This window comes from Pseudomonas sp. PNPG3 (genome assembly GCF_023093815.1).
Taxonomy (GTDB): Bacteria; Pseudomonadota; Gammaproteobacteria; order Pseudomonadales; family Pseudomonadaceae; genus Aquipseudomonas; species Aquipseudomonas asiatica.
In genome coordinates, this window is record NZ_JALLKV010000001.1 from 169,477 (window position 1) to 184,071 (window position 14,595).

At 60.9% G+C, this 14,595-nt stretch carries 13 protein-coding genes; 1 reads left to right on the top strand and 12 read right to left on the bottom strand.

The features are described 5' to 3' along the window. Positions 1-7: 7 nt before the first annotated feature. From MJ643_RS00780 to MJ643_RS00835, 12 genes are all read right to left on the bottom strand, one after another. Positions 8-844 carry an outer membrane lipoprotein-sorting protein gene (locus tag MJ643_RS00780; protein WP_024086892.1) on the bottom strand — a complete coding sequence of 279 codons (837 nt, stop codon included), beginning with the start codon at positions 842-844 and terminating at the stop codon, positions 8-10. A 50-nt stretch (positions 845-894) separates the two neighbouring features. Then, positions 895-2,178: a DUF1302 family protein gene (locus MJ643_RS00785; RefSeq protein WP_208209226.1), complete on the bottom strand. Its 1,284-nt coding sequence runs from the start codon at positions 2,176-2,178 to the stop codon at positions 895-897. A gap of 2 nt (positions 2,179-2,180) precedes the next feature. Further along, positions 2,181-2,945: an SDR family NAD(P)-dependent oxidoreductase gene (locus MJ643_RS00790; RefSeq protein WP_039612918.1), complete on the bottom strand. Its 765-nt coding sequence runs from the start codon at positions 2,943-2,945 to the stop codon at positions 2,181-2,183. Beyond that, complete coding sequence (locus MJ643_RS00795) at positions 2,942-3,679, bottom strand: 3-oxoacyl-ACP reductase family protein (RefSeq protein ID WP_024086890.1); 738 nt, start codon at positions 3,677-3,679, stop codon at positions 2,942-2,944. The genes MJ643_RS00790 and MJ643_RS00795 overlap by 4 nt, the downstream gene beginning before the upstream one ends. Before the next feature lie 9 nt (positions 3,680-3,688). Next, entirely contained in the window at positions 3,689-6,559 is a 2,871-nt protein-coding gene (locus MJ643_RS00800; protein ID WP_024086889.1) for an aminotransferase class III-fold pyridoxal phosphate-dependent enzyme, read from the bottom strand. Positions 6,560-6,602: 43 nt separating this feature from the next. Beyond that, positions 6,603-7,808: a beta-ketoacyl synthase N-terminal-like domain-containing protein gene (locus MJ643_RS00805; protein ID WP_208209227.1), complete on the bottom strand. Its 1,206-nt coding sequence runs from the start codon at positions 7,806-7,808 to the stop codon at positions 6,603-6,605. Continuing rightward, positions 7,805-9,103, bottom strand: coding sequence for a beta-ketoacyl-[acyl-carrier-protein] synthase family protein (locus tag MJ643_RS00810; protein ID WP_208209228.1), 1,299 nt, complete (start codon positions 9,101-9,103; stop codon positions 7,805-7,807). Before MJ643_RS00810 ends, MJ643_RS00805 begins: the two co-directional genes overlap by 4 nt. Further along, positions 9,100-10,026, bottom strand: coding sequence for a beta-ketoacyl synthase (locus tag MJ643_RS00815; RefSeq protein ID WP_208209235.1), 927 nt, complete (start codon positions 10,024-10,026; stop codon positions 9,100-9,102). The genes MJ643_RS00810 and MJ643_RS00815 overlap by 4 nt, the downstream gene beginning before the upstream one ends. A gap of 157 nt (positions 10,027-10,183) precedes the next feature. Further along, entirely contained in the window at positions 10,184-11,458 is a 1,275-nt protein-coding gene (locus MJ643_RS00820; RefSeq protein ID WP_100413531.1) for a beta-ketoacyl-[acyl-carrier-protein] synthase family protein, read from the bottom strand. Between the two features lie 11 nt (positions 11,459-11,469). After that, positions 11,470-12,039: an acyl carrier protein gene (locus tag MJ643_RS00825; RefSeq protein WP_023662725.1), complete on the bottom strand. Its 570-nt coding sequence runs from the start codon at positions 12,037-12,039 to the stop codon at positions 11,470-11,472. A gap of 325 nt (positions 12,040-12,364) precedes the next feature. Further along, positions 12,365-12,562 carry a hypothetical protein gene (locus tag MJ643_RS00830; protein WP_023662724.1) on the bottom strand — a complete coding sequence of 66 codons (198 nt, stop codon included), beginning with the start codon at positions 12,560-12,562 and terminating at the stop codon, positions 12,365-12,367. Positions 12,563-12,689: 127 nt separating this feature from the next. After that, a complete protein-coding gene (locus MJ643_RS00835; protein ID WP_023662723.1) occupies positions 12,690-13,646 on the bottom strand; it encodes a LysR family transcriptional regulator in 957 nt (318 codons plus the stop codon). Positions 13,647-13,746: 100 nt separating this feature from the next. Between MJ643_RS00835 and MJ643_RS00840 the strand changes: the two genes are divergently transcribed. Then, positions 13,747-14,499, top strand: coding sequence for an SDR family oxidoreductase (locus MJ643_RS00840; RefSeq protein ID WP_023662722.1), 753 nt, complete (start codon positions 13,747-13,749; stop codon positions 14,497-14,499). Positions 14,500-14,595: the final 96 nt, after the last annotated feature.

Below are 14,595 nucleotides of genomic sequence, written 5' to 3' on the forward strand. Positions count from 1 at the left end.
GCGGCGCTTAGCGGGCAGACACGGCGTATTCCGGCAAGTCGCCGGCTTTCAGCCCACGCTTGATCGCGGCCTGCGTGAACAGGCGGTCGTCCAGCGCGACGTTGTACTGCAACTGGTTGAAGCGCAGCTGAGAGCGTGTACCGGCGATGAAGTCTTCGGTTTCGCTGAAGGTAATGCTGTCGATCTGGTCGATGGTTTCAGTCTTCAGAGTGCGCATCTGCTTGAACATCACACCTTTTACATCGAAGAAGTCCTGGCGCAGCACCAGTGAGTTTTTCTTGTCAACCCAGACCTTGAGCTTGTTGTAGCCGGTCTTGGCCAGCACGGCAGGCGTCGCCGGCTCACGCTCGATCACGTAGCAATCGCGGCCCTGCAACTGCTCTTCGCCAACCAGCGTTTGGCGATAGTCTTCGGCGCGAATCTTGTCGAGGTCGGCATAGGAGTAGTCGCTACCCATGAATGCCCCGCGCTTGTCGGTGGTGGAAATCCTTCGGGTCTGTCGGCTGACCGGCAAATACATCCATTGGCTATCTTCGAGGCCCAGGGCCTCGCGCGGGTTTTCGATGTGGAAGGCGACGTCACGCACATCACTCGGCGCGGAGAAATACATGGTGAATTTGTCGCTGTCCGGGTAATCCTTTTGCAGGTAGCTGAACTCGCGGATGCGGCTGTTACCTTGCTTGTCGATCAGGATCAGAGACACCTGGGACATGAAGCTCTTGCCGTCATCGCGGTCCCGGGCCTGGCGAATGATGTCGTCGGCCGTGCGTGGTTCAGCTGCCATGGCGGCAGCGGCGCTCAGCAACAGTGCGCTTACAGTCAGGGTCTTGAAGATGGGCAACATCGCGATTTCCTTTTCATTGTTTGAGTGGTTCGCACACCGCACTGGTGTGGTCAGAACAGATAACCGGCGGACAAGCGCACCTGATCGCGGTTGGCGTAAGCACCGAACTGGCGGTCGGGCTTGCCGAAGAACACATCGACTTCGAGCCCCAACTTGAGCCAGTCCACCGGTTTGTAGGTGAAGATCCCCTGAACGAAGCTGTCGTCCTGCGCTGGCGGCGACATGCCGAAAACCAGACGGGTCTTGAGGCGATCCTGGAACTGCGAGCCTTCGGCAGACACGGTGAACAGGTCGTCGCGTTTGTCCTGGACCATGCCGGGCTGCCAGTCGAGCAGCCGCTGATGTTGCCACTGCGTCGAGATCAGCCAGTCCCGCAACAGGTAATCGACGCCCAGCAGCGACTTGGTCATCGCCGTCTGGTCGCTGCCGTAAGCGCGGTAAGGATTGGTGACGCGCCAATTGTCGAAGTAGGCGACTTCACTGCGTACCACGATGCTGTGGCCGGCATCGATGGCCACACTGGCGCCGCCCATGGAATAGCGCGGGAATTGCCGTTCGAGGCGAATCAGGCCCTCTTCGGTCTGGCCTTCGACGGCGTAAACCGGGTCCTGCTGGCGGGCGTTGAGGGCAACGAAGCTGACATCCACCGTGCCGATCCGGCCGCTGGCACTGGCGCCATAACCGAAGCCACTGTGACCGTCATAACCGGGCCGCGAATCGACCACAAACATCTGCGGATCGGGTGTGGCAAATATCGGTGCATCGAACTCGCTGCCGACGGCCGGCGCCTGGTTTTTCACGAAATCAGTGATCACCAGCGCTTCGAGCTCCCACTCGGCGACCGGCTGCACCAGGCGAATCATCGGCACCGCGATGCGGCTGTCTTCCAACAGACCGATCACCCCCTCGCGATAGTCCAGCGGGTTGATCTGATCGAGCACCCGTAATTCATCTGCACGCCCCCACACCACCTGCTGCCAGCCCACCGTCAGCTCGCCGTCACCGACGTAGAGCCCCCAGTAAAGGTGCCGCCAATCGGCGGTCGCCCGGTAATCGTCCCGGGCTTGCGCACTGTAGGGGTTGTTGCCGTCATAACGGAAGTCGTAACGGGCTCGGCCCTTGGCCTTGTAATAGCCGCTGTCCCAGGCATCCTCCAGGCTGAACTTGAGGTACACGGCCTTTTGCGTGACCTGGTCGTCACCGTGCAGACGCACGGCCGTGGCTACGCCGATCTCCGCTTCATGATGCTCCGGCAACCACTCGGCGATCGCAACCGGCGAGCCGAGGCTGACCAGCGCGGCCAAAAGGCCGCGGTTCAATCCCAGTCGAGCCATGGCTACATTCCCAACCCGGCACCGCCGTCAATCATCAGGCTTTGCGCTGTGACACCACTCGCCTGGGGGCTCGCCAGATAACGGACCATGGCCGCCACTTCGTCGCCCTGAATGAAGCGCCGCAGGGGCAACTTCTTCTTGGCATTGCGCAGGATTTGCTCATGGGTGATTCCGGCGATGCGCGCCTGAGCCGCCAATTCGCCTTGCAGCATCGGTGTGTCGATCCAGGCGGGCAGGATGGCATTGACGGTGATTCGCCGTGGCGCCAGGTCCAGCGCCAAGGCCTTGGTCATGCCGATGATGCCGTGCTTGGAGGCGCAGTAAGCGGTGTTGCGGACCTTGCCCGCTCGGCCGAGGATCGACGACATGTTGACGATCCGCCCACCATCCGCCATCAGTGGCAGGCACAACGAGGTGACGTAAAAAGTGCCGTTGAGGTTGATCGAAATCACCTTGTGCCAGTTGTCCAGGTCTTCGGGCTCGTTCTCGTCGCAGACCCCGGCGCTGTTGACCAGCACATCGACAAAGCCGACCCGGTTGGCCAGGCCCTTGAACAGAAGTTGCAGGCTGGCCAGATCGGCGATGTCCGCTTGATGGGTTTCGATGCGAGCGGCAAATTCGCCCTCGGTGACCCACCGCTGCAAGGTTGCCAGATCCCGATCAAGCAAGATCAAAAGGTGCTCGGCCTGGGCTGCAAAACTTTCCGCGACGGCGCGGCCAATACCATTGGCCGCGCCGGTAATCACAATCGTGCGTGCCTGGCTCATAGCATTTTCAATCCGCCGTTGACGGGCAAGACTTCGCCCGTGACGTATAGGCCGCGCTCGGCCAGATACAGCACCGCGTCGGCAATTTCTTCAGGCCGGGCGAACCGTTTGATCAACAGCCGCGACTGGATTTCCTGCTCATGGGCGCCGACCAGGGCTTCGCTCATGTCGGTGCTGACGATGCCGGGCGCCACCGCGTTGACCCGGATGTTGCGCGGCGCCAACTCCACCGCCAGTGCGCGCGTCAATGCTTCTACACCGCCTTTGGCCGCGGCGTAGTTGCTCTGGCCCTTGCCGGGCTTTTGCGCGGCCACCGAACTGAGGTTGACGATGCACCCGCTGCGTTGGCGCATCATGCAGGGCAGCACCTGCTGACAGCACAACAACGTGCCGATCAGGTTGGTCTGGATGACCTCGGTGATGTCGCTCAACGATTGCGCGGCGAGCAAACCGTCACGGGTGATACCGGCGTTGTTGACCAACAAGTCGATACGCTCGAAACGCTGCTCGACCCGTTCAAAAAACGCCTGAATGCTCTGCGCATCCTTTACATCACACTGCACAGCCAGGCACTCCCGGCCGAGCCCTTCGACCTGCGCCTGCAAGGCAGCGGCTGACGCCTCGTCACGGACATAACTGAAGGCAACCTGATAACCCGCGCCGGCCAGGGCCAGCACGACGGACTTGCCAATGCCGCGACTGCCGCCGGTCACGACGGCTATTTTCTGAGTCATGACCGCTCCTTAAAGCGAGTTTTGAGTTTTGAATTGCGCGAGGGTGAAGCCGTGGGTCGCGGCCAGTGCGCGGACCTGCTGAACTTGCTCCCGGCTGATATCGCCGTAGGAGCCGTGCTGGCTCATGCCAGACAAGCCCATCAACACCGACTCGGCCATGCACGCATACAGCTGACCTTTTTTCAGGTAGGCCCGCACGTTGGGCGCCAGGCCGTCGTCGAACGGCGTCTGGACGATGCCGCCGTGCATGTAGAGCACGTCTTCGCGTTGGCTCGGCATGTCTTGATGAACGTTCAGCGGCACGGCGATATCGCAAATCAAGCTGCGCTCGGCGAAATGTTCGGCGCCGAGGAACGGCTGAGGCGCATTGGCAGCGCACAGGACAATCCGTGCACCCTTGAGGGCTTCGAGATCGTTGGTGACCGTGATGAAGGCGTTCGCGCCAAGGCGCTCATCCACCAGACGGGCGATGTGCAAACCGAGGTCGGCTTTTTGTCCATGCGAGTGCAACAAGCCACGAAAACCATCAAGGGCCAGCAGTCGCTGCGCCAACCGGTCATGTTCGGCCGTGCCTTTGAGGATCGAACGCGCCGCGTCGGCGTAAATCTGTTGCGCAGTTTTCTCCAGGCGCCGAACCGAGCCGTCACGACCGCTGCCAATCAGAATCAGGTGATCGACAGTGGCGGACAGCAACGAGGCATAGGTCGACGCAACGTTACCGGCGGCGCCGACAACGGCAGCGGTTTGCTCGCGCAGTGCCAGACCTTGCTGTACACAGCCTTGCTCGATGGCTTCGAGCCCCATGCCGATGGTCAGGGCATTGCCGGACGTCAGCGCCATGTCGGCAATCTTCAGCGCCTGGCAATTGTTGGTGACGATCGAGGTGTACATCCCGAGGCCGGCGATGCTGCAGCCATCGGCGCGGGCATCGGTGACACGCCTGCCGACTTCTTCGCGAATACTGTCCAGGTCACCGCTGAGGATGTACTCGGCCATGGCATCCGAATCCATGCACAGCGGGTACAACGTGAACTCCACCGCCATGCCCAGGCGCGACCGAATGATCACCGGGCCGACTGGCGCAGCGCGGCGTTCAGGCTTGGTGCGGTTGATGAACGTGCGTTTCTGTTCCGGGCTCAGGGCTGCCAGCGAGGGATCGACGTCACCGAGGATATCGGCATCGATCAGGTGGTTGATGAACGCTACCCGGGCGACGACTTCGACCTTGGCATCGTTTTTTTCAACGGGCTCGGCCACCCGAAAATCGTCCTGACGGGCTGGCACGGCGGGAATCGAGTCCGCGCAGATACCCGCCGCTAACGGCAACGCATCGCCACGGCGCAGCATGTCACAGACCCGTTGCAGGGCACCGATCAGCCCGTCGATTTCGCCCAGGGTGATACAGGCTGGCGGCTCCAGGCGAATCACGTTGGAGTTGCTGCCCGACGGTGCTACCCGCAACGCTTCGAATTGCAACAGGTAGCCGGCGATCAAGTAACCCAAGGCATCGTTGTACTGGGCCGACGCCTGTACCAGCGAGCTGCTGACACTCAGGTCGTGCAATTCCAAACCCACCAGCAAGCCGCGCCCGCGCACATCGGCGATCACATCCGGATAGGCCATCTTCAGTTCATTGAGCGAGGCTTTGAGGTACGCGCCCTTGGTGCGTATGTCTTTGAGCATCGCGTCGTCATTGGCGAACAACCGGCGCAATGCCGACAGCGCGATATGGCAGGACGGATCGTCCTCGGCGAAGGTCGAGCTGTGGATGTAGCTGAACTCGCCTTCGTAGTGGCTGCTGCGGATCACCGTCGCTGCGATTTTCATCAAGCCGCCGCCGAGGGCCTTGGACAGGCAGTAATAGTCGCCTTGCAGGTTGAACTGGCTGCTGGCAAGAAACGTCCCGGCGCGACCAAAACCTGACTGCACTTCATCGATGACCAGCGGGCACTGTTGCTCGTTACACAGCTTGCGCAGCCCCAGGTAGAACTCGGCCGCGAACTCGTTGATACCGCCTTCACCCTGAATCGGCTCCATCAACACGGCGGTAATCGCGCTGAACGGCAGTTTCAGCACGTTCAGGTGTTCGCCGTCCCATTGCAGGCTCAGCCAATGGTGCGTGTGCCGGGCCGGCAATTCCTGCAACTGATGGGGCTGCTGGGGGTCGATGAACTCGACGTTCAGACCAAAACGGGCAAACGGCGCGCGGTACTGACGGCCATAGGTCAGTTGCACGGTATTGACCAATTTGCCGTGGAAGCTGCCGCGCAGGGCGATGAATACCGGTTCGATATGCAGCTGCGCCAGGTTGTGTTGGCGAACGGCTTCAACCACCTGACGCAAGGTCACGCTGTTCAGAGTGGGTGGCAGGACACCTGCAGGCAGGTCGAGGTCGGCCACATCCAGCTCGCGGTAAGCGCGTTCGCTGGCGGTCAGGCTGGCCAGGGTGAAATCGATGTCGTCGAACTGCTTTTGCAGGCTCTTCTGGCGACGGAACTCCGCGTGCTTGACGGCGATTTCCACCGCCTCTGCGCCACTGTTGGAGAAAGTCGAAATGTAACGTTCGGTGTTCTTCAGTTCGCGATTGAAGGCGTCGCTGAGCTCTCGCCCCAATTGCCCGGCCGCACCGCGGATCGACATTTGCGCGTTGAACGGCACGTCGCTGCGCAGCAGCGCACAGAGCTGATCGACAAACTGTGGGTCGTTGTGGCCGAACAGTGCCGCACCGTAACCGCCGAGAAAGTCGGTGACCGTGACCATGTCGCCCTTGGGGTTGCGGTAGAACAACTGGCTACCGAGGGCGCGCTGAAACTCACACTCCAGGCCCAGTGCCTGGAGCAGGCCGACGAATTTGGGCCGAACGAAATCGCGATAATCCATGACTGTCATATCCCTGAAAGTAAAAAATAGGCGGTAGTCAGCGTCAGTCTTGAGTGACCTTTGCGCTGTAGAGCACTTGATAGGCGGCGCTGAATCCGTTGTCGTCGCGGTTCAGCACCAGGCAATGCTCAAGGCTCGCGGCGTGGGGCGCGCCCTGAATGAACGGCAGGTTTGCCACTGGCTGCTGCAAACCGGCAATCGGCGGCACGCTTTGGGCCTGTAATGCGCAACGCGCAAGCATCAGATCCACCAGGCTCGGCGCTGCGCTGAGAATGCCGTTTATCGCCAACCCGCTGGTGATGTGCGAGGCGCGCGCAAGGGCCAGCGTCTGGCACAACACGCGGTCTTTGTGCGCATCGCCGGTGCCGCTGCACACCAACAGATCGGTTGGGCTGTCGGGCAGGCTCAAGCGATCGAGGGTGGCATGGGCCGTCATGTCGGCGAGGCACGCCTGAGGGCCGGCCGGCAGGTCTTCGCGCCGGCGCAGCACCAATGCTGCCGCGCCCTCCCCGGCAATGCCGCCGGTGCCCCGAAGGTCAAACGGCAGCAGAGTGTTCGAGCCGTTGGCGCTGATGACCCCCGCCTGAACCAACCCGGACAGCGCCAAGGCATCCAGCTCGCTGCCCGCACCGACAACGATCGCCGCGTCGATTCGGCCATCCTGCAAAGCGGCCGTAGCCTCACGCAAGGCTGCCAGGTTGCCGGCGACACCTTGCATATAGGCGTTGCACTCACCCACCAGTTTCAGCGCCAGGCTGGTGACACCGAGCAAGCAGTTGCTCAAGCCTTTGAGCACCAGAAAAGGGTCCTGGGCACGGTCTTGCAGGATCCGTTTGGCGAACGCCGCCATGTCGGCGACGCCGTCCTGCCGACAGCCGAGCAACAACTCGGCATAGGATTCCAGAGACGGATGGGTGTAGCCGCCCTGACAGCAATACAAACCAAAACGGACATCCGCCTGCTCATCGGCCAGGCCTGCTTCTTCCAACGCCTGACGTACCGCGCTGACGCCCCAGATCACTGCCGGCGTGCAGTAACGTTGAAGGTTTTGCGCAAGGTCTTCTCGGCTGCGTTGGTGGTCCTGATCCTGAATTTGCCCGAACGCCACCACGCGTTCGCTGCTGAACCTTCGGGCGTTCAGCGCCGTAATTGCACTGCGCCCTTCGTTCGCAGCCGCCCAGAAAGATTCGACACCCCAGCCGCTGGGCAACACGCAACCCGCACCGGCAATCGCGACCGCCTGTTTCATCGCGGCGCCTCCCGGTACTTGCCCAGCGCCAGTGAAGTGTTGAGGCCGCCGAAACCGAAGGAGTTGCTCAGGGCAACGTCCACCTTGCGCTTGACCGCTTGATGGGCGCAGTAGTCGAGGTCGCATTGTTCGTCAGCATCATGCAGGTTCAGGGTCGGCGTGACCCGATCATCCCGGCAGGCCAGGGCCGTGAGCATGAATTCCGGTGCTCCGGCGGCCGCAATCAGGTGGCCGAACTGGGATTTGTTGGCCGTCACCAGCAACCGCCGATAATGTTCGCGCTCGGCGAACAGGGTCTTGATCGCCAGGGTTTCGGCGGCATCGTTGAGGGGTGTCGACGTACCGTGGGCATTGATCAGATCGACCTGTTGCGGCTCCAGCCCGGCATCTGTCAGGGCCGCCTGCATCGCCAGCACCGCTCCCCGGCCCTGCGGGTCGGGTGCGGTGATTTTGTAGGCATCCAGGCTGCTGCCGAAACCCAGCACTTCGGCGTACGGCGTTGCCCCTCGGGCGAGCGCCCGTTCGAGGGTTTCGAGCACGACAAAGCCACCGCCTTCACCCGCAATCAAGCCACTGCGATGGCGGTCGAAGGGCCGACACAGTTCGGTGCCCCAACGCTGCTCGCTGCTGGCGGCGCCGAGCAGATACAGCGCGGTCATGGTGTCCAGGCTCAGCACCGAATCGGCGCCCCCGGCAATGGCCAGTTCGACCTCGCCGCGACGGATCATCTGGAATGCATTGCCGATGGCCTGGGATGCTCCCGCGCAAGCGCTGCTGATATTGATCACCGGGCGTTCACTGCCGATGCCATCGGCAATTACCCGCGCAAGGCGGTCGTTGCTCTGACACAGTGAACTGTCAGGATCGACCTGCGCCTGTCGCGCCATCAACTGAGCCCAGGACGGTGCCTGCGCCGGGTCATCCGCCAGGCTGAGCAGCATGTCCTGCAAACGATGAGCAGGTGCGCCGGACGCTGACAATACCGCCGCGCCACGCAACTGTTCGGGGCTCAGGCCACTGTCGGAAATGGCTTGGGTGGCCGCGACCCAACCAAAACGGGTGCGTTTTTCCAGCGACAACCCCCAGGCCGGATGGTCTTTCAAGTGTGCCGGCATCAAGCCCATATCCACGGGCGCAGCGTAACGCACGGGGAACGCACCCGCCTCGACGCCTTCCGGTTGCCACGGCCGAATGCAATGCTCGCCGGCCAACATTCTTTGCCACATGGACTGCCACTCGAAACCGAAGCCGGTGACGGCGCCCATGCCCGTGATCACGATCCGTCTGGGGCTCATGGGTAACTCTCCATTGTCTCTGTGTCCGACGACGTTCTGGCCAGCAGCACCGCGCCCCAATGCCCACCTCGGCTATGTTCGAGCAACAGCGTGTAACGGCTGCAATCCAGTGCCCAGGTCACAGCGATTTCGCTGAGCAAGGCGCTGGCGCCCAAGTCACCTACCAACGCCCTGGAGTGTTCGAGGGTGTGCCCCGATAGGGTGAACAACGCGGCAATTTGCGGGTCCTGTGCATCGGCGACGACTTGCCCGACATCACTGAGACACAGTTTTTCGTTGCTCAAAGCACGCTCGATGACGTCGCGACCAACCGCCAGCCCACGCTCGGGTTGCGCGCTGTAACCACGGGCAAACCCGGCAATGCGCAACGCAGATTGAGCACCGCGGCCCGGCTTGGTCGTCAGCAACAGTGCCGCAGCACCTTCGCCGAAAACCCACGGGCCGGGGTTCACAGGTGGGTGTGTAGCGTCACGCAGGTACAATGCCGGGGTGATGTTCGGGCTGCTACTGACCACGACGGCAGCATCGGCACGGCCTTCGCTCAGATGGGCGGCGGCTTCCATCAAAGCATCCAGTCCTGCATTGCCCTGGGAGCAAAAACCGCCCATGGGGCCCTTGCAATGCAAGGCCTCAGCCGCGTGGGCCATGACGCTACTGTTGAGCATCATCAGCGCATGCAGCGGCGGTGTGTGGGCAAAGAATTGCGCCAACAGATCCGCCGGTTGTGCGCCAATGGCCTGCACTGCATCCCAGCACGAGCTGGGGCCATCCACTTCCGGAATGGCAGCGGTCAATGCGATCCGCTCATCGGGCAGTTCCAGCTCACGCAAGGCCTCGGCGAGGCGGCCGGCGCAATACAGCAGGCGCGCGCCCTGAGGCTCGAGGCTGCGGGACAATTTACGGTCGTACACACCAGCCGGCAAGGCGGGCGCTGCGACGCAACGGGCCAGGCGTGCCGGGTCGAAATCCAGCGGTTGCGCGGCCTGAGGTTGACTGTCACGAGGCGCACATTCAGTACCGGCGGCGTTGAGTACCGACGCTGCAGTGATATAAACAGCAGTTGAATTGGATCTGGTCATGTCATGCCCTGCCCAGCACCAACGAACTGTTCACGCCACCAAACCCGAAGGAGTTTGAAAGCACGACATTGATCGGTTGCTGCAACGGTTCGCAAAGGAATTTCAACTCCGGAAATTCGGATTTTTCCGGCTGAAAATTGAGGGTCGGCAAGGCCACTCCCGACTGAATGCTCATCAACGACAGCACCGCCTCAATGGCACCACTGCCGGCCAACGAATGCCCTACGGCAGATTTGTTGGCGGTGAACGTCATCTGCTCCAGGGTTTCGCCGAACACCTGCGCCAGGCCCAGGGCCTCGCAACGGTCATTGGCTTGTGTCGACGTACCGTGAACATTCACATGGTCCACAGCCGCACTGGGCAGTTCGGCATCGGCCAGGGCCGCGGTCATGCAGGCCGCGTACTTGCTGCCATCGCGGCTGCTGGAGGTGATTTTCTCTGCCTCGCACAGATTCGCGTAACCCAGCACCCGGCCCAGCGAGCGGGCCTGACGACGCTCGGCATGCTCGCGGGATTCCAGCACCAACAGCGCCGCCCCTTCACTCAGCACAAAACCGCAGCGGTCTGGCATGAACGGCCGGCTTTGTTCTTGTGGGGAAAAGTCCACTCGCTGGCAGAGTGCGCCCAGCCCATCAAAGCTGTAGTAGGACAATTCATGGGCCATCAACTCCACCGCGCCACACAACGCCAGGTCGATCTCGCCACGGGCGATCGCTCGATAGGCGCTGCCGATGGCCATGGTGCCAGCGGCACAGGCATCGGAATGTGTGGAGATATGGTCACGTACACCCAGCCATTCGGCGAGATGGCGGGTTTGCTGATCAACCCGCCGAGCGAACGCCCCACCGCTGAGGGTGTGGTTATCCAGGTACTGGTCAAGATCGACCCGCCCCTGATCGTCCATGTAACGGCTGGCGTCCCGCAAATCACCGCTCATGCAGTATTTATTGGCCCCGACGAAAATACCGCTGGCGACCCGGGCAAATGCGCCGTCGGCCAACCCGGCATGGGCCAACGCCTGACGGGCCACGTAATGCGCCAGCCATTCCTGGCGGGAGGTGGTCTGCAGATCGCCCGGAAAGGCCGCAGCGATCACCTGCCATTGTTGCTCATCGATAAACCCGGCCGCCGGGTTCGCAAAGCCCAGTTCGACAAACGCCGGGTGCTGGCGAATGCAGGAACGGTTTTCGCTGATCGTCGTGAACAGCGAGGCTGCATCCAGTGCCGTGGGAGCCACCAGACCATAGCCGGTGACCAGAACCTCTCGGGCCTGCATCAAGGCAACCCCTACGCCGAAGCCTTCAACTGGGCGGCCGCGTACTGCTCAACCAACAGACGCGAGATCGAGTCACCGTCCAGAGGGGTCAGACGAGCACTGCAACCGCCACACACCACTTGTTTGCGTTCATTGAGTTGGGCATGCACCGCGCCACACTCAGGGCAGGTCTCGGGGAGGTAGTTGAAAACGTTATGGCATTGCTGCGCCCAGTTGCGCACGGTGGTGGCCGAGAAGACATCGCCCGGCTGCATGCCCGCGTGCAACTGGCCCGGCGCATAAGCGCTGAGGCTCTGCTCCAGCAAGGCCACGCCGTCCTGCGTGATTCGACCTTTTTCGACAAACCGGGTGGCGTCGCCGAACACCGCTACCGCGTGATCCAGCACGCTGGTTTTCGGCAAGGTGCAACCGTACTGACGGCCCAGCTGGAAGCTCAGGTCGACGATGTCCAGCGAGTCGGCGCCGAGGTCGTCAACGATACTGCTGTGCTCTGCCACGTCGGCCCGGTCCAACACCAGCAACTGCGCAAGAATCTCCTGTGTACTGCTGATAACGCTGTCCAATTCCAAGGGATTGTTCATTGATTGTTTCCCTACAAAAGCCGCATTGAATGAATAAATTCATCGGGCCAAAAAATGCTGTTTTCAGGCCAGATATATCGAGGGCCGGGAGTCTAAAGTCTCCCCCTAAGGGGAGAGTCAACGTGCCAGCATTGCTTTTTGCGAGAAATCCCGACGCGCCCTGGAACCTTTGATTTATGCAGCTCAATGGTGCTTGCAGAGGGATCGTAAAATGACAAAATCGATTGCTTGAAACAGCACGATAGTTCCAGAAGTGGGATATAACCGTGCCCGCAAGCACCAGAGGCATCATGCGCAGCGGAACGGTTTTCTTCGAGGCGTGAATCTATTCGATCAGTAGGTTATTGCCTGCGTTCACCGGCTTGCCGATCAAGTGATAAACCAGCCCCACTGCAAAGCCGGTCAGAGGCAACAGCCAGATGGCCCAGCGGTGGGTTGCACGCCATTGGGTCGCGTGATCGAGGGAGAACAGAAGCAGCGCGGATACTGATCCCGCAAGAAGCGCTACGGCGCTGGCAAGCACCAGCCATAGGCTGCTGGAGTATCAAAGGGTATTTTCGGGAAAATTTTTCTGATTCCGGCGTTTCTCATGGGCCAGGGCCTTTGGAAGTTGACTACCCATGTCATTCTCCGTAGATGAACCAACCTTACTACAGCCCTGCTCGCTGAATATCACCTGATGACTCATACCCGGGCGTCCAGCGCCACGTCGGCGCGGACAAGTGTTCAAAGAAGAAATCGGAAACAGCTCTGATCTTCACTGGCCGGGTTCGCGCAGACGGTGTCACGAAATACAAGCCGCCCCGAGTCATACTCCACTCCGGCAAGATTCTTTCCAGGCGCCCATCCGTCAGGTACTCACTCGCGATGAACTCAGGCAGTTCAGAGATGGCCATCCCTTCTAGCAACATTGGGATCATCGCCTCCGAATTAGTGACACGCAAAGGCCCGGTAGGCACGATATCCTCTTCTACTCCAGATGCATGAGTGAATCTCCAGACCTGCGTCCGAGCACGGTAGGCGTAGCTAAGGCAAGGCATACTTGCCAGCTCTCGGGGGTGCTTCGGCCTACCGTGCTGATTGAGGAAGGCCGGTGAGGCGACAAGAAACTGAGTCACGGCACAGAGTTTTCTAGCCACCAATGAGGAGTCGGGTAATGCAGCGATCCTCAAGGCCGCGTCAAAACCATCCGCGATCAGGTCGACCGAAGCGTCGGACAAATGGAGGTCTACCGAGAGCTCTGGATACTGCCGAATGAGTTGGGGCATCAAGGGCGCGACCCATCTCAAGCCGAACGACATGGGGATCGCGAGGCGAACCAGGCCGCGAGGTCGAACGGAGAGCTCCATCGCCTCGCCTTCCACCTCTTCGGCCTGTCGGTAGATTTCCCCAGCCCTGCCCGCCATGCTCTGACCGAACTCGGTCAATGAAAGTTGTCGAGACGTGCGGTTGAACAGGCGCCCCCCCAGTCGCTCCTCCAGCCGTGCTACCGCCCTGGAAACTGTGGGCACTGAAACGCCCATGACTCTGGCGGCGGCTGCGAACGAACCCTCCTCAGCTACCTTGGCAAACATCGCCAACCCTTCAAAATCCGGAAGTTTGCTCATTTCATTTCTGCAACGATGAGTTTACAACAATTCTATTTTGGTTTTTTCCGGTCGTCGATACGCTTCTCCCAACGCAACATCACAAACACTGGAGAAGATCATGACTGGCAAGCTTGAAAACAAAATCGCAATCGTGACTGGCGGAACTTCGGGTATCGGCTTGGCAACTGCCAAGCTTTTCGCTCAGCAAGGCGCACGAGTATTCATCACTGGCCGCCGCCAGGCGGAGCTGGACAACGCCGTCGCACAGATTGGTAGCGCAGTCGGGGTTCGAGTGGATTCTTCCAAGCCGGACGAACTCGATGCCCTGTACCAGCAGGTCGCTGCAGAGCACGGGCGTATTGACGTGTTGTTCGCAAACGCAGGGGGTGGCTCGATGTTGCCTCTGGGAGACATTTCTGAAGAGCACTACTACGACACTTTTGATCGTAACGTCAAAGGTACGCTGTTCACGGTTCAGAAAGCGCTGCCACTTCTGGCCCAAGGCGCTTCGGTAATTTTGACCGGTTCCACTGCGGCCAGCTCGGGCACACCCGCATTCAGCGTGTACGCGGCCTCCAAGGCTGCAGTGCGTGCCTTCGCCCGTAACTGGATCCTCGACCTGAAAGATCGCAACATCCGGGTAAACACCATAAGCCCCGGCGCGACTCGCACCCCGGGTCTGGTAGACCTCGCCGGCCCGGACGCAGCTCAGCAGCAAGGCCTGCTGGACTACCTGGCATCGCAGATTCCCTTGGGGCGCGTCGGCGAGCCTGAAGAGATTGCCAAAGCCGCTCTGTTCCTGGCGTCCAGCGACGCCAGCTTCGTCAACGGGGCCGAACTGTTCGTCGACGGTGGCCAGGCGCAAGTCTAACGAGTAAAGGCCGCGACAAATGCGGCCTTCCCTCACTATTTGAGGAAGCCTCTCGGTGTCGTCTCGGCCCACCCTCTTGAGATTGCCCCTTCACTT

Coding starts and splice junctions, on each gene's coding strand:
- MJ643_RS00805 (WP_208209227.1), bottom strand. CDS start 7,808: ATGAAACAGGCGGTCGCGATTGCCGGTGCGGGTTGCGTGTTGCCCAGC.
- MJ643_RS00790 (WP_039612918.1), bottom strand. CDS start 2,945: ATGAGCCAGGCACGCACGATTGTGATTACCGGCGCGGCCAATGGTATT.
- MJ643_RS00835 (WP_023662723.1), bottom strand. CDS start 13,646: ATGAGCAAACTTCCGGATTTTGAAGGGTTGGCGATGTTTGCCAAGGTA.
- MJ643_RS00780 (WP_024086892.1), bottom strand. CDS start 844: ATGTTGCCCATCTTCAAGACCCTGACTGTAAGCGCACTGTTGCTGAGC.
- MJ643_RS00810 (WP_208209228.1), bottom strand. CDS start 9,103: ATGAGCCCCAGACGGATCGTGATCACGGGCATGGGCGCCGTCACCGGC.
- MJ643_RS00785 (WP_208209226.1), bottom strand. CDS start 2,178: ATGGCTCGACTGGGATTGAACCGCGGCCTTTTGGCCGCGCTGGTCAGC.
- MJ643_RS00820 (WP_100413531.1), bottom strand. CDS start 11,458: ATGCAGGCCCGAGAGGTTCTGGTCACCGGCTATGGTCTGGTGGCTCCC.
- MJ643_RS00795 (WP_024086890.1), bottom strand. CDS start 3,679: ATGACTCAGAAAATAGCCGTCGTGACCGGCGGCAGTCGCGGCATTGGC.
- MJ643_RS00825 (WP_023662725.1), bottom strand. CDS start 12,039: ATGAACAATCCCTTGGAATTGGACAGCGTTATCAGCAGTACACAGGAG.
- MJ643_RS00840 (WP_023662722.1), top strand. CDS start 13,747: ATGACTGGCAAGCTTGAAAACAAAATCGCAATCGTGACTGGCGGAACT.
- MJ643_RS00800 (WP_024086889.1), bottom strand. CDS start 6,559: ATGGATTATCGCGATTTCGTTCGGCCCAAATTCGTCGGCCTGCTCCAG.